General features: G+C 71.0%; 13 protein-coding genes. 3 read left to right on the forward strand and 10 right to left on the reverse strand.

Annotated features, from left to right (window positions below):
- Positions 1-113 precede the first annotated feature (113 nt).
- Positions 114-779, reverse strand: a complete 666-nt coding sequence (locus ACWD0Y_RS23960) for a DUF6230 family protein (protein ID WP_450262371.1) — start codon at positions 777-779, stop codon at positions 114-116.
- 590 nt (positions 780-1,369) lie between these two features.
- The gene (locus ACWD0Y_RS23965; protein ID WP_450262372.1) at positions 1,370-2,350 is read right to left on the reverse strand and encodes a tetratricopeptide repeat protein; all 981 of its coding nucleotides are present in this window, start codon (positions 2,348-2,350) and stop codon (positions 1,370-1,372) included.
- 336 nt (positions 2,351-2,686) lie between these two features.
- On the opposite strand from ACWD0Y_RS23965, the gene ACWD0Y_RS23970 reads away from it, so the two are divergent.
- On the forward strand, positions 2,687-3,346 hold the full coding sequence (locus tag ACWD0Y_RS23970; protein WP_450262373.1) for a TetR/AcrR family transcriptional regulator: 660 nt from the start codon (positions 2,687-2,689) through the stop codon (positions 3,344-3,346).
- Between the two features lie 526 nt (positions 3,347-3,872).
- Here the strand turns inward: ACWD0Y_RS23970 and ACWD0Y_RS23975 are convergent.
- From ACWD0Y_RS23975 to ACWD0Y_RS23990, 4 genes are all read right to left on the reverse strand, one after another.
- Complete coding sequence (locus ACWD0Y_RS23975) at positions 3,873-5,573, reverse strand: acyl-CoA mutase large subunit family protein (protein WP_450262374.1); 1,701 nt, start codon at positions 5,571-5,573, stop codon at positions 3,873-3,875.
- Between the two features lie 85 nt (positions 5,574-5,658).
- Positions 5,659-5,985, reverse strand: coding sequence for a DUF3817 domain-containing protein (locus tag ACWD0Y_RS23980; RefSeq protein WP_450262375.1), 327 nt, complete (start codon positions 5,983-5,985; stop codon positions 5,659-5,661).
- Between the two features lie 63 nt (positions 5,986-6,048).
- Positions 6,049-6,558: a MarR family winged helix-turn-helix transcriptional regulator gene (locus ACWD0Y_RS23985; RefSeq protein ID WP_450262376.1), complete on the reverse strand. Its 510-nt coding sequence runs from the start codon at positions 6,556-6,558 to the stop codon at positions 6,049-6,051.
- Between the two features lie 21 nt (positions 6,559-6,579).
- On the reverse strand, positions 6,580-7,875 hold the full coding sequence (locus tag ACWD0Y_RS23990) for an MFS transporter (RefSeq protein ID WP_450262377.1): 1,296 nt from the start codon (positions 7,873-7,875) through the stop codon (positions 6,580-6,582).
- A 111-nt stretch (positions 7,876-7,986) separates the two neighbouring features.
- Here ACWD0Y_RS23990 and ACWD0Y_RS23995 point away from each other — a divergent pair, with 111 nt between their 5' ends.
- Together ACWD0Y_RS23995 and ACWD0Y_RS24000 are read left to right on the forward strand one after the other, a co-directional pair.
- Complete coding sequence (locus ACWD0Y_RS23995) at positions 7,987-8,973, forward strand: DUF5937 family protein (RefSeq protein WP_450262378.1); 987 nt, start codon at positions 7,987-7,989, stop codon at positions 8,971-8,973.
- A 184-nt stretch (positions 8,974-9,157) separates the two neighbouring features.
- Positions 9,158-10,195: a glycoside hydrolase family 6 protein gene (locus tag ACWD0Y_RS24000; RefSeq protein WP_450262379.1), complete on the forward strand. Its 1,038-nt coding sequence runs from the start codon at positions 9,158-9,160 to the stop codon at positions 10,193-10,195.
- Positions 10,196-10,202: 7 nt separating this feature from the next.
- Here ACWD0Y_RS24000 and ACWD0Y_RS24005 read toward each other — a convergent pair whose 3' ends face one another.
- From ACWD0Y_RS24005 to ACWD0Y_RS24020, 4 genes are all read right to left on the reverse strand, one after another.
- Entirely contained in the window at positions 10,203-12,158 is a 1,956-nt protein-coding gene (locus tag ACWD0Y_RS24005; protein WP_450262380.1) for a galactose oxidase-like domain-containing protein, read from the reverse strand.
- Between the two features lie 4 nt (positions 12,159-12,162).
- Positions 12,163-13,935 (reverse strand): glycosyltransferase family 2 protein, encoded by a 1,773-nt coding sequence (locus ACWD0Y_RS24010; protein ID WP_450262381.1) that lies wholly within the window; start codon positions 13,933-13,935, stop codon positions 12,163-12,165.
- 181 nt (positions 13,936-14,116) lie between these two features.
- Entirely contained in the window at positions 14,117-14,410 is a 294-nt protein-coding gene (locus ACWD0Y_RS24015; protein WP_093798987.1) for an MTH1187 family thiamine-binding protein, read from the reverse strand.
- Positions 14,407-14,751 carry a DUF3817 domain-containing protein gene (locus ACWD0Y_RS24020; protein WP_093798988.1) on the reverse strand — a complete coding sequence of 115 codons (345 nt, stop codon included), beginning with the start codon at positions 14,749-14,751 and terminating at the stop codon, positions 14,407-14,409. The genes ACWD0Y_RS24015 and ACWD0Y_RS24020 overlap by 4 nt, the downstream gene beginning before the upstream one ends.
- Between the last annotated feature and the right edge of the window lie 108 nt (positions 14,752-14,859).

Genomic DNA, 14,859 nt, shown 5'->3' on the forward strand with positions numbered 1-14,859 from the left:
CAGGCCGGTCGCCGACTTCGGCGGCTGGGGCTACCGGCTCCGCCCGGACGCCACGGGGGTCGTCCTGCGCTCCGGTGAGGAGCGGGCCGCCCGGCCCGCCCCCACCGGAGTGCTCAGCCCTTGTAGCACTCGGCCTTGTCGCCTGCGGAGAGCCGCAGGCTCAGACCGTTGAGCGTGAACGTTCCGGCCGTGGTGGCCCACGCCTTCTGCTCCACGTTGTTCAGCACAGCGCGGTCCGCCTGCTGGGCGAAACCGTTCTCCTGGATCCTGTCGCCCGGCTTGATCGCAGGACCCCGGCCTCCCTCGCTCCTCGGCTTGGCCGTGTCCTTCGCCGCGACGCCGATGTCGATGTTCGTGAACGTCGCATCCGCGTCGAGCTCGGCGATGTCGAGGTACAGCTGCTTGGCGGTGACGGGTTTGCCCCCGCCACCTGCCTCGAGCCGCATCGTGACCTTGCCGAGGAGAGGCACGTCCGTCACGACGGACTGGCACATTTCGGTGATCTCGGCGTTCTGGAACGCCGAGATCGCGACCGGGCGCAGAACCTTCTTGTCGCCCGTCATTTCCGCGTAGCCCGCGTCGATGCCGCCGTACTGCGCGAAGCCGGTTCCGTCGACCTGCTTGGCCTTGACCTTGAACTGCTGGCCGGAAACGCTGAACGAAGCCGCCAACGCACCCTGCGCGAGAGCGACGCCTATCGCGGCCGTCGCGGCCACACTCGGCACCATGACGACGGCGAACCGCCTCCATCTGGTACCACCACGAACTGCAGACTCCATGACTTTCCTCCTTCTCGGACGTACATCTCCTGTACGGGCAGGGGCCCGCAGGGGGATGGGAGAAGTGCTACGTCCTCGGGAAGGAGAGCGCCCGCGCCGGAAGCGTGAAACGGCATCCTGCACACCGGCGATCACCCCCGAGCGACAACCACTGGCCACGCGTTCGCGCAACCTGCTGGACAGGCCCCGCCGTTGTCCGGCAGAGACCCCCCTGTCCACGGCCGGCGCCACTGGCCGCCGGCCGGCTCGGTGGGGACCCATGGGACCGCGGCCCCGATTGGCTGTCGGGCGGTGCGGTGTTGGACCGAGCGTGGCCGATCGTGGTGCATTCGAAGCCGGTGCACAAGTGGTTCATTACTGACTAGTAACGGCCGTATAACCGAAGCGCGACCGCCCGGCATCGGCGGGCCACGGACCGTGCCCTCAAGTGACGGTGAAAACGCGGTGATTGCCGCCCAGAACCGGGCAGACCGACGTGAGCGACTTACTGCAAGTAACAGCGGCCGCGATTACCAAGTTTCGGTAAAACGCGGCCGCCTCTTGTCACTGTGTCGGTAAATCAACGATGGCTGCCCCCAGGGCGCCACCGGTCAGAACAGCACCCTCGCCAGGGCCGTCCGCGCCGCCGTCACGCGCGGGTCGTCGCCGCCGATCACCTCGAAGAGTTCGAGCAGCCGCACCCGCGCGGCGTCACGGTCCTCACCGGCCGTGCGGCGCACGGTGTCGATCAGACGCCCGAAGGCGTCCTCCACATGGCCGCCGACCAGGTCCAGATCGGCCGCGGCGGCCTGCGCGGCCACGTCGGACGGACTCTCGGCCGCGGTCTTGCGCACCTGCTGCGGGTCGAGACCCTGGACGCGCGCGAGGAGTTCGGCCTGCGCGAGGCCCAGCTTGGCCTCGGTGTTGGCGGGGTCGTCCACGAGCACGTTCTTGTACGCCTGGACCGCGCCGGCGAAGTCGTTCGCGTCCAGCGCCCGTACGGCCGCTTCGAGCAGCGCGTCGTACGGACCGGCGGGCTCCTCGGCCGCTTCGGCCGGGACTTCGCCCGCGCCCTCCGCCGGGTCGACGGCGATGCCGGTCAGGCCGAAGCGCTCCTCCGCGACCTGGACCAGCTGGTCCAGCGTCGCGCGGATCTGCGCCTCGGGGGCCGCGCCCTGGAAGAGCGGCAGCGCCTGTCCGGCGACCACCGCGAAGACGGCCGGGATCCCCTGGATCCCGAACTGCTGCATCAGCATCTGGTTGGCGTCGACGTCGACCTTGGCGAGGACGAAACGGCCGTTGTACTCGCGGGTGAGGCGCTCGAGGAGCGGGCCGAGCTGCTTGCACGGCTCGCACCACTCGGCCCAGAAGTCGATGACGACCGGGACTTCGGTGGAGCGCTGGAGGACATCGCGCTCGAAGCCGGCCTCGTCGACATCGGTCACCAGACTCGACGGGGCGACGGCTCCGCCGCCCCCACCGCTCCTGGCGGCCTCGGCGCGCGCCTGCTCCGCCTTCTGCCGGGCTTCGCCGGCCGCCTTCACCGCGGCGAGATCGACGACGCCGCTCATGGACATGTTCCTAGGCTGCATGCGTACATCCTCCCCCTTTCGCGCGCGGTAAGGAAAAACTCGTGGCTGTCGCGCTGTCCGCACGTGCCGGCACGGCCGCCGAAGGGTCACCGGATGCGTGAACCGCGCCCGTCCGCAGCCCCCCGCCGGATTGCGAGGCGTACGGACGAACACGGTTCGAGGTCCCGAGGAGGACCGGGTCCGGCGCGGGGTCCCCACCCTTGCGCCAGTGGTTGTCGCTCTTTCGCTACAGGTCGTAGCGTAACTCGGAAACCCGGCCGCCCCGGCGCCGACGGCGGTGATCTCTCTCACCAGGGCCCTCCGCCGCCCTGCCTACCGACCGGTATGGTCACGCCCATGTCACCCAGCCACACTCCCCCCTCCCGTACCGGCCGCCCGCGCAGCGTCGAGGCCCACGCCGCGATCCTCGATGCGACCAGGGCCGCGCTGGTGGAGCTGGGCTGGTCGAAGCTGACGATGGGGGACGTGGCGAGCCGGGCCGGTGTCGCCAAGACGACGCTGTACCGCCGCTGGGCGAACAGGAGCGAACTGGTCGTGGACGCGGTGGCCGTCCTCTTCGACGAACTCCGGCTCCCCGACCGCGGATCCCTGATGGCCGATGTCGAGGGTGTGGTGCTCCAGTTCGCGGCGCTGCTCGACCGGCCCGAGACGAAGACCGCGCTGATGGCGGTGGTCGCGGAGTCGACGCGCGACGAGGCGCTGCGGGAGCGCATCCGCTCGGCGATCGTCGACCGCCAGAAGCGCCTCGTGCTGGTGGGCCGGGAACGCGCGCAGGCCCGCGGCGAGCTGCCGTACGAGGACGACCCCGTCCAGGCGGCCCGTAACGTGGACATGATCTTCGACGTCATCGCCGGCGCCGTCGTCCACCGGGCCCTGGTGAGCGCGGAACCGGTGGACACGCAGTGGGCGCGCAACTTCTCCCTGCTGCTGGTCAGCGGCCTGACGGCGGGCCCGGGCGCTGCCCCGCCTCCCCGGGCGTCCAGCGGCCCGGCCTGACGACCGGCAGCGGGGACATCACGGCCGGGCAGGCGCCGCGGCGCCTGCCGCCGGCGCTCCTTCACCTCTGCCGGGCGCAACGGCCCGAGGCCGCAGGGCGACGGCCCCGGCGATCGCGGTGAGCGCGGCGCGAGGTCGTGAGGTGGTCACCGGCGGTGGTCCTCCTGGTCTGCCGGACCTGGCGGTGAGATCCGTACCTTCAGGAGCGTATGGACGCGCCGGCGCGCCTCCCATGGCGCTGACCACAGCTTTTCCGCTCAAGCACACCAGTGCGGCCGGGGCGGGGCGGGCCCTGCCCCGAGGCCGCCACGAGACCTGCGCAAGCCCGGCGCCGTCCCGCTCCAGCGGATGCGACTCCGTTCCGCCGGAAGTGACGCGTTCCGCCACAGAAAGCAGAAAGCCGATACCCGGGGATCCGGAAGAAGCGGTCCGCCCGGGCCCCTCGGCCGGGCGCGGGCCCGTCCACCGCGCCCCGGAGGAAGAGGCCGGCCGGAAACCCGGCCGGCCTCCGCGCCCTCCACCGCTCTCAGAACCCCGGCGGCTCCGTGTAGACCCCCCACTCGTCCCGCAGTACGCCGCAGATCTCGCCCAGCGTCGCTTCCGCCCGTACCGCCGTCAGCATCGGCTCGATCATGTTCGAGCCGTCCCGCGCCGCCGCCAGCATCGCGTCCAGCGACCGGCGGACCTTCGCCTCGTCCCGCGCCGCCCTGCGCTCCGCCAGGGTGTTCACCTGCGCGCGCTCCACCTCGTGGCTGACCCGCAGGATCTCCAGGTCGCCCGTCACCGAGCCGTGGTGGCAGTTCACGCCCACCACCCGCTTGTCGCCCTTCTCCACCGACCGCTGGTACTGGAACGCCGACTCGGCGATCTCGCCCGTGAACCAGCCGTCCTCGATCCCGCGCAGGATGCCCGACGTGATCGGGCCGATCGGGTGCTGCCCGTCCGGGTGCGCCCGAAGGCCCCGCTCCTTGATCCGGTCGAAGATCTTCTCCGCGTCCGCCTCGATGCGGTCCGTCAGCTGCTCGATGTACCACGAACCGCCCAGCGGGTCCGCGACGTTGGCGACGCCCGTCTCCTCCATCAGCACCTGCTGCGTGCGCAGCGCGATCTCCGCCGCCTGCTCGCTCGGCAGCGCGAGCGTCTCGTCCAGGGCGTTGGTGTGGAGGGAGTTCGTGCCGCCGAGGACCGCCGCCAGCGCCTCGACCGCCGTACGCACCACGTTGTTGTACGGCTGCTGCGCGGTCAGCGAGACGCCGGCCGTCTGCGTGTGGAACCGCAGCCACTGCGCCTTGTCCGTCCGCGCGCCGTACACCTCCTTCATCCACCGCGCCCAGATCCGCCGCGCCGCGCGGAACTTCGCGATCTCCTCGAAGAAGTCGACGTGCGCGTCGAAGAAGAAGGACAGGCCGGGGGCGAAGTGGTCCACGTCCATGCCCCGGGACAGGCCCAGCTCGACGTAGCCGAAGCCGTCCGCCAGCGTGTACGCGAGTTCCTGCGCGGCCGTCGCGCCCGCCTCGCGGATGTGGTAGCCGGAGACCGACAGCGGCTTGTACGCCGGGATGGAGCGCGCGCAGTGCTCCATCAGGTCGCCGATCAGGCGCAGGTGCGGCTCCGGCTGGAAGAGCCACTCCTTCTGCGCGATGTACTCCTTGAAGATGTCGGTCTGGAGCGTGCCGTTCAGCACGGCCGGGTCGACGCCCTGGCGCTCCGCCGCGACGAGGTACATGCAGAAGACGGGGACGGCCGGGCCGCTGATCGTCATCGACGTCGTGACGTCGCCGAGCGGGATGTCCTTGAACAGGACCTCCATGTCGGCGGCCGAGTCGATGGCGACACCGCAGTGGCCGACCTCGCCGAGCGCCTTCGGCTCGTCGGAGTCGCGGCCCATGAGGGTCGGCATGTCGAAGGCGACGGAGAGGCCGCCGCCGCCGTTGGCCAGGATCATCTTGTAGCGCTCGTTGGTCTGCTCGGCGTTGCCGAAGCCGGCGAACTGGCGGATGGTCCAGGTCCGGCCGCGGTAGCCGGTCGGGTGCAGGCCGCGGGTGAAGGGGTACTCCCCGGGCCAGCCGATCCGCTCGAAGCCTTCGTAGGTGTCGCCGGGGCGTGGCCCGTACACGGGGTCGACCGGGTCTCCGGAGAGCGTGGTGAAGTCCGCGTCACGCTTGCGGGCCTTGTCGTAACGGGCCTGCCAGCGACGGCGGCCTTCCTCGATCGCTTCAGCGTCCATACCTCGAATTTACTAGGACGTCCTAGTAAATGTCGATGGCCCACCGCCACGAGCCGTGCCCGTGACGGTGGAAGGGCTGCGCGGGTTACGCCGTGGCCGTGGCCGGGCGCGCGTCCGTGATCAGTGAGCGGGCCTCGCGGGTGATCTTCGGCTCGACGAAGAACGAGGCGAACGGGATGCAGCCGGCCGCCAGCACCCACAGCAGCTTGCCGAACGGCCACTTCGCCTTGGTGCCGAGGTCGAAGGCGAAGACGACGTAGATGATGAACAGCACACCGTGGATCTGCGAGATCAGCATGGTGTCGCCCATCTGGAACCCGTACTTGGCGATGATCGCCACGGTGAACACCAGCAGCCATACGGCGGTGATGTACGCCATCACCCGGTATCGGGACAGCACATTGGACTTCATGGCATCGAGCGTAACCGGGCGCAAGGGGAGATCTTCGCGCGGGTCGCCGCCCCGCAGCCGCCCCTACTTCTCCTCGAAGTCGTGCGCCGCCACCCGCAGCGGCCGCAGCATCGCGAAGATCTCCGCGCACTCCTCCGCGTCGTACGCGCCGAGTCCGAAGTCCATCGCCATCAGGTCGCGGGTCGCCGCCTCCACCACCTCGCGGCCCTTCTCGGTGATCGAGGCGAGCGTGCCGCGCCCGTCGTTCGGGTTCGGCCGCTTGGCGACGAGACCGGACCTCACCAGCCGGTCGACGGTGTTCGTGACGGACGTCGGGTGGACCATCAGCCGCTCGCCGATCTTGGACATCGGCAGCTCGCCCTCCTTGGAGAAGGTGAGCAGCACCAGCGCCTCGTAGCGCGCGAAGGTCAGCCCGTACGGCTTGACGACGGCGTCGACCTCGGCGAGCAGAATCTGGTGCGCGCGCATGATCGAGGTGATCGCGGCCATCGAGGGGACCGGTCCCCAGCGCTGCTGCCAGAGTTCGTCGGCTCTGGCGATGGGGTCGAACGGAAGGCTGAGCGGCTTCGGCACGGCATCGACCTTACCGGCCGGTCACATGGTGAACATCCCCGTCTCGCGCTTCGGTCCTTTCCCGTTCTCCGCACACCCGGTGCGCCGGACCTCCGCCAGCAGCGCCAGCAGCGCCACCGTGCCCACCACCCCGAACCCGGCCACGATCCGGTGCACGGGAAAGAACTCCGCGGCCACGCCCGCCAACGCCATTCCCACGCCCTGCACCGTCATCATGCCCGCCGTCATCACGGTCATGGCTCGCCCCCGCAGCTCCTGCGGCACCGCCTCGACGAACCACTGGTCCAGGCCGAGCGTGTACGCCGACGCCAGCCCCGTCACCACCAGCGCCGCCACCGCGAGCGCCACCCCGGGGCGTACCGCGTACAGCACCAGCGGCAGCAGGCACACCGCCGCCACCGGTACGACGATCCGCTCCCGGGTGCGGGGGCCGAGCGCGGAACCGGCCCAGACTTCTCCCGCGATGTGCCCCACCGGCATCGCGCACATCAGCAGTCCGACGGCGGCGGTGCCGGCGCCGAGCTGGTCGGCGTACGGCGCGGCGAGCGCTTCCGGCGCCACGACGAACATCGGCGGCACCCAGAACATCAGCATCAGCGCGCGGATCCGGCGGTGCGCGAAGACCGCGCGGGCCCCGGCGAGCGAGTCGCGCAGCAGGGTGGCACCCCGGCCGCCGCGGGCGGGCCGGCGCCTGGTCCCGAGCCGGAGCAGTACGGCCGAGCCGAGAAAGGTGACGACGGTGATCCCGATGGCGGCCCGCGCGGGCATCAGCGCGAGCAGTACCCCGCCGGCTCCGAACCCGACGAGCAGCGCGCTCTGCGACACGATGCGCAGGAGCGAGCGCCCGAGGACGAAGAGGTCGCCGTCGCCGAGGATGTCGGCGAGCGTCGCGATCCGCGTCCCGTTGAACACGGGCGAGACGGCGGCGACCGCGCAGCGCAGGACGAGGAGTCCGGCGACGGGGGTGGCGGGCAGCACCATCAGGGCCGCGCAGCCGGCGCAGACGAGGTCGCAGACGACGAGCACACGCCGGGCGGGGAAGCGGTCGGCGACTCCGGCGAGGAGCGTCCCGCCGACGAGGTAGGGGAGGAAGCCGACGGCGAAGGCGAGCGCGCTCATGAGCGGGGACCCGGTGAGGTCGTAGACGAGGACGGCGAGCGAGATCTCGCAGACGACGACGCCGAGGAGAGACATGAGGTGCGCGGCGAAGACGGCCCGGAACTCCCGGACACGGAAGACGGCGCCGTAGCCGGCCGGTGGCTCGGTCGGCGTGGAGGGGGCGGGTGACTCGGTCGGCACGGGTGGCTCGGGTGGCATGGAGGCAGCCTGGCCGGGGTCCCCCGGCGTCCATAGACTTTCGGCTGTTGCCGAATCTTCGGCCCGTACCGGGGATCAGTGCGAGATCAACGGGAGAACGCGGGAGGGCCCATGGCATACCGGCTGCACTTCGGCGAGGCAGACCTGCTGCGCTGCCGGTTCGCGGTCTCGCCGCTGTGGGAGACGCAGGAGGCCGTACGGACCCTCGCGCGCCCCGAGCGTCACGGCTACCAGCTGCCCTGGCTGCGCCGCATCCGCGAGGCCACCGCCGGTCTCGACCTCACGCCGCTGTGGCTGCTGATGCCGCAGCGCGGGCACACCCCCGACTGCCTGGGGCCGCCCCCGATCGGGCCCGCCGCCACCTTCGAGGAGGAGATCGCGGCCGTACGGGCGGCCGATCCGGTGGCCGCGCGCGACGACATCGCGCGGTCGCTGGCCTGTACGCCGGGGGCCTCGGACAGCGCGTCGGGGCAGGCGATGCTCGCGGACCCGACGGACGCCGTGCGCGACCTGGCCGCGCTCCTGGAGCAGGCGTGGCGTGCCCTGGTCGAGCCCGACTGGCCCCGGCTGCGCGCTTTGCTGGAGGCGGACGTGGCGTTCCACTCCCGGCGGCTGGCGGAGGTCGGCCTGGAGGGCCTGCTGGGGGAGCTGAACCCGCGGCTCGCCTGGTCGGGCGACGGCCGTACGCTCACGATCGAACGGCCCGGCGAGCACGAGCGGACGCTCGGCGGCCAGGGGCTGGTCCTGATGCCGAGCGTGTTCTGCTGGCCGGATGTGGTGAGCGGCTTCGAACCGCCGTGGCAGCCGACCGTCGTGTATCCGGCGCGCGGGATCGGCGGGCTGTGGACGCGGGCGGCCGAGCGTACGCCGGAGTCGCTGGCCCGGCTGCTGGGGCGGGGGCGGGCGGACGTGCTGTGCGCGCTGGACGAACCGGCGTCGACGTCGGCGCTGGCACACCGGCTCGGGCTGGCGCGGTCGTCCGTGTCGGCGCACCTTTCGACGCTGCGCGGCGCGGGGCTGCTCGTCTCGCGGCGCTACGGCCATCAGGTGCTGTACGAGCGGACCCCGCTGGGCATCGCGCTGTCCACGGTGTCGTAGGGATCCGGCCGGGCGCGGGAAGACCCCGCCGAAGTTCCCCTGCCCGCCTCTTCCCGGAGCCGGGCAAGCCCCCGGATTCCCGCGCTTCCGCCTCCGCCGGTGTCGCAACCCGGGGCGTTATGGGTGTTATGCAACGATTGCCCGGTCCGTATCGTCGCCCAGTCGAACCGTCCAAGGGGGCTGGATGTCCGGCCGCAGACCGACCCGTCCGCTCACCGCCGCGGCCGTCGCCTTCCTCGCGCTCACCGCCGTCGGCTGCTCCTCCGACGGCGGTTCCGGGCCGGGGTCCGGGCGGCAGCCGGAGAAGGCCGCCGCGGCACGGAACCAGGGGCAGGACCGGGACCCGTCCCCGTACTGGGTCGACCCGAAGAGCGACGCCGCCCGTCAGGTCGAGGCGTGGGAGGCCCAGGGCCGCGGCGCCGACGCGGACGTTCTGCGGCGCATCTCCGAGCGGCCCGTCGCCGACTGGCCGGACGGGAACGACCCGGCGCCCGGCATCAGGCGGGCCGTGCGGGGCGCCGCCGAGGACGGCCGGACCCTCGTACTCGTCGCGTACAACATCCCGCACCGCGACTGCGGCCAGCACTCCGCCGGCGGCGCCGCCGACGCCGACACCTACCGCCGCTGGATCGGGTCGTTCGCCGACAGCATCGGCACCGCCCCGGCCATCGTGATCCTGGAGCCGGACGCCGTACCGCACATCGTGGACGGCTGCACCCCGGCCGAGGAGCACGACGAGCGCACCGCGCTGCTCTCCGAGGCGGTCGACCGGCTGAAGCGGCAGCCGAAGACCAAGGTCTACCTCGACGCGGGCAACCCGGCCTGGATCGACGACCCCGGCAAGCTGGTCGAGCCCCTCAAGCGGGCCGGCGTGGACCGGGCCGACGGCGTCTCCCTCAACGTCTCCAACTTCCAGAAGGACGACGCCGTCAAGGCGTTCGGCAACCAGCTGTCCGGCCTGCTCGGCGGCGCCCACTTCGTGATCGACAGCAGCCGCAGCGGAAACGGCCCGCTCTCCGGCAGCCGCGCCGACGCCTGGTGCAACCCGGCGGGCCGCGCCCTCGGCACGCCGCCGACCGACCGCACCGGCGACCCGCTGCTGGACGCGTTCCTGTGGATCAAGCGGCCGGGCGAATCGGACGGCGAGTGCCGGGGCGGCCCGGCGGCGGGCACCTGGTGGCCGGACTACGCCCTGGGGCTGGCCCGCCGCGCGAAGGCCTGAGCGGCCCTCATGTCACATGGAGCCACTTCGCCTCCGACGGCGTCCCCTCGCCGTCCGTGACGAAGAGCATGTACCAGCCGGGCGGCACCAGCGTCCTGTCGTCCGGCACTTCCACCGTCACCTCTCCCCTGCCCTTCTCCAGGCCCAGTTCGATCGAGCGCTGCTCGACGTCCGTGGTGTGCGTGACCGCGCTCGGCCGCATCAGCCTGGCCCGCTCGATCCGCTCCGGATGCGCGGTCTTGAACGTCGCCCTCCCGGAGGCGGACGGCTCGCGCGGCCCGGCCCCCAGCACCGGACGCAGCGCCTTGTCCCGGTAGAGGTACGGCGGCGTGTAGACCTCCATCCGCTGTTCGAACTTGCCGAGTTTGGTGTTGTCCTTGTCGCCGAAGAGGGAGTCGGAGCCGAAGGTGACGACCCGGCCGTCCGGCAGCAGCAGCGCCTCGGAGTGGTAGTTGCGGCCCACCGTCGGCTCGGCCGCCTCCTTGAAGGCGTTCGCCTTCGGGTCGTAGAACTGCGCCTTGAGGATGTTGCTGGCGCCGCGCCCCCGGTAGTCCCGCGATCCGCCGCTGGTGAAGACGGTGTCGTCCGGCATGATCACGCTGTTCAGGTACCGCGTGCCCTGGGGAAGCCGGGGCCCGGACTCGAAGACCGGGTTCTGCTCGTTCAGGTCGATGATCGCCGTACGGCCCGTCGCCTTGTCGGACTCGCCGACTCCGCCGCCGCCCAGGATCATCACCCGCTGGTCCTGCGCGGGCGGCAGGACCAGCGAGGCCGCGGTCTCGGTCTGGTCGAGGTCCGTGAGGCCGCCGACCTTCTTGAAGGTGTTCTTCTCCAGGTCCCAGATGCCGGGGTCGCGGCCCTTCCCGGCCGGTCCGTACCCGGCGTTCGCACCGGAGTAGAAGAGCTTGCCGCCCTTGGTGAGGAAGAGCGCGGGGTACGTCGGAAAGTACCGGAAGGGCGCCTTCGACCACTTCTTCGTCTTCGGGTCGTAGTACTCGTTGTCGCCGGAGAGGATCGCGCCGACGTCGTCGAGCCCGGAGACGGCGAGCACTCTGCCGTCCTGGAGGGTGACCAGCGTCGGGTACCAGCGGGCCTCCTTCATCGGGTCGACGGGGATGTACTTCTCCGCCCTCGGGTCGAACTCGTACGCCGCCCTGATCCCCTGGAAGTCCTGCTTGTCCATGGTGATCGCTTCGGCGAGGCCGTACGCGTTGTCGGCGTCCTCGCCCTTCAGCCCCTCGATCTCGTACTGCGCGGACTCCTTGGTGACGGCCTGCGGCCCCTCCTCCAGGGCCTCGACGAAGACCCGGGCCTCGGCCGCGGTGACCTTGGTCTTCCAGGGCAGCATGCGCCCGCCCTTGGCGTACGAGACCTTGAACTCGCGCTTGGCCTTCGGCACGGTCACGTCGAACTTCGACACGTACACGACCCCCGAGGGCGAGCGGAAGCGGGTGCCCTTCTTGAAGGTGACGGGCTTGTCGGGGTTCTCGTTCTTGACGCGCATCCCGCCGCCGGCCCGCATGACCTCGTCGCCCAGCACCTCGTAGCGCGCGGTGCCGCCCGCCACCAGCAGCCGCCCGTCGGGCAGCTGGGAGTGTCCGGCGCAGAAGAAGTCCTCGGGGGTCGGGACCATCTTGAAGGAGCCGTCCCCGGGGTCCCACAGGACCGTCTCGAAGGTGCCCTCGTCGAACTTCTTCTGCTCGTTGCCCGAACCCGCGATGATCAGCACCTTGCCGGTGTGGAGCAGAGCGGCGTGGATCGCGTTCGTACGGTACTTCTCGGGGATGTCGACGGTGGACCAGGAACCGTACTCCGCCTTGTAGGCGGGCTGGGCGATCTTGTACGCGTGGTACTTCTCCTCCGCGAAGGACAGCGCCGCCGGGGCGTTGAGTCCCGCGAGCACCACGACGGCCCCGCTGCCCATCAGCGTCTTCTTGAACTTCTTCGTGGGCCGGTAGGCCATGGCTTCAGTTCCCTCCGGTCGTCGTGGCGAACGCGGGCTCCGGCTCCTCGCCCGGCACCGTGCTGCCGCCGGCTTCCTTCGTGGTCCTCGCACCGCTGAGGGCCGCGCGCTCCCGGGCCGAGGTCCAGCACCACACACCGACCGGCGAGAGTGCGATGACCAGCGCCAGCACGGCCCAGGTGCGCATCGCCGCGTGGGTGTGGCCGAGGACCACGGACGCGATCAGCGAGGCGACCAGCACGGCGGCCCAGGACAGGTGGATGCGGAAGGTCAGCAGCCGGTCGGGGCTCACCGCGCCGCCCTTGGGCGTGACCACGAACCTGCCGTGCGTGCGCAGCACCGCCGAGCCCAGCGACTTGGCGTAGATCGGCGCGCAGAGGGCGGACATCGCCATGCCGGCGAGGCCGCCGGAGCCTTCGGGCTCGTGCGGCGAGACGTTGTGGCGGCGGTTCCACAGGTACAGCCCGATCTGGAGGGCGGCGGCGTCGCTGTAGAGCATCAGCCAGACCGAGGACGAGACCTCGGTGCCGGACGCGCCGAACCACAGGAACAGGACGCAGCTGAGGATGCCGAGCAGCCAGTTGACGGCGGTCATCGGGTAGTAGACGAGCATCAGCGTGTACGTGAGCAGCCGGCCCGGCGGCACCCTGAAGGGCGCCTTCCAGTACTGCTTGAACAGCGTCTCGTACGTCCCGCGCGACCACCGCAGCTGCTGCGTGAAGAAGTCGGTCCAGGACGCCGGGCCCTCTCCGACGGCCAGGACGTCCGGGGTGTAGACGGACCGCCAGAAGCGCCCCGTCTCCGGGTTCTTCCTGCGGTGGATCTCGAAGCCGGTGGCCATGTCCTCGGTGATCGAGTCGTACAGGCCGCCGACCTGCTTCAGCGCCCCGACGCGCACGACGTTGTTGGTGCCGACGAACATCGGGACTCCGTAGCGGTTGCCCGCGCGCTGGATCAGGGCGTGGAACAGGAACTGCTGGGACTCCGCGGCCTTGGTGACGCAGGAGGTGTAGTTCCCGTACACCTGCGGGCCGATGACGAAGGCGACGTCCGGGTCGCGGAAGTAGCCGAGCATCCGCTCCAGGTAGTTGGGGAGCGGGACGTGGTCGGTGTCGACGGAGGCGAAGAAGTCGTAGGCGTCGCCGTACATGGCGAGCCAGGCGTTGTAGTTGCCGTGCTTGGTCCTCGCCCGGTGCGGGCCCTTCCTGGTGTTCCACTCGGGTACGCCGCTGCGGCTGAAGTGCCGTACGCCCAGCCGGGCGCAGAGCGCCTTCGCCTGCTCGTCGTCGCCCTCGTCGAGGAGCCAGACGTCGAGCGGCCCCGCGTGCCGGAGCCCGACCGCGCCTTCGAGCGTGGCCCGCACCATGGACAGTGCCTCCTTGCCCGGTACGTACGTCGTGAGGAACGCCACCCGGGTCCCCGGCTCGGGCGTCACCGGCACCGGGTCCCTGGCGACCATCGTGGCGTGCGCGATCGACACCACGTTGACCAGCATGAAGAACATGATCAGACCGATCGAGGCCAGCATCACCGTGTCCAGGTGGACCAGCCAGCGGTCGCCGCCCTCACGTTCGGTCCAGTGCGTGGGCCAGACGAGGTAGACCAGCAGGAGCGCCGAGAGGAGCGGTGCCAGAGTCATCAGCAGCACCGCGCGTATTCGGTGCGGCTCCTGCGCCATCAGGCTTCGGTACTGCACCCGGTACGCGCCGGCGCCCGGCTCCGTCAGCGGTCCGGAAAGCCTGCTGTAGGTCTCGTAGTCATAGCCCTCCGGCCGCACCGCGCCTCCAGCAGTCGAGCGTGTTCCGTAACCCCACACAAAGGGACACGGGGCGGTGTGTCGAACCGGGTCGTCCGAGCGGGCGGTTTTATCATCCGGCCGCGCACGGCGGGCACCTGGAACACGCACGACGAAGCCCCCGGCCGCCGTGTGGCGGCCGGGGGCTGTCAGCGGAGCCGGATCAGGCCCCCAGGTGGCGCTCCACCGTTTCGACCTTGGACGTCAGGCCGTCGGTGACACCGGGCCGGATGTCGGCCTTCAGGACGAGCGACACGCGGGGCGCGCGGGCCTCGACGGCGGCGACGGCGCGCTTGACGACGTCCATCACCTCGTCCCACTCGCCCTCGACGGAGGTGAACATCGCGTCGGTGCGGTTCGGCAGTCCGGACTCGCGGACCACGCGGACCGCGTCGGCGACGTACTCGCCGACGTCCTCGCCCACGCCCAGCGGGGTCACGGAGAAGGCGACGATCATGCGCCGACCACGCCTTCCTTGCGGGCGCGGGTGGCGATGACCGCGTCCTCGGCCTCGCGCTTGAGGCGCTTGTCGGCGAAGAAGCCGCCGGTCGGCAGGACCGACATGACGAAGTAGAAGGCCGCGGTCCCCAGCGACCACTTGGTCCGGTTCCAGGCGTCGGCCCAGAAGAGGACGTACAGGACGAAGAGCAGACCGTGGATCGCGCCCATGACGGGGACCGCGTTGAATTCCGTGGTGCGCTTGAGCACCGAGCAGACGAGCAGCAGCAGGAAGGAGACCGCCTCGGGTGCGGACACCAGGCGGAGGCGGCGGAGTGCGGAAGCGGTCTTGATGTCCACGGAGGGGCAACCTTCGTCGTCGCGGGAACGGGTCGTCGATCTTGTGAATGCACGCACAAGCTCGTTCCCATTGTGGCAGCCCGCTTTGCCACCTCTTTGTCAGGGTCG

This window comes from Streptomyces altiplanensis (genome assembly GCF_053591575.1).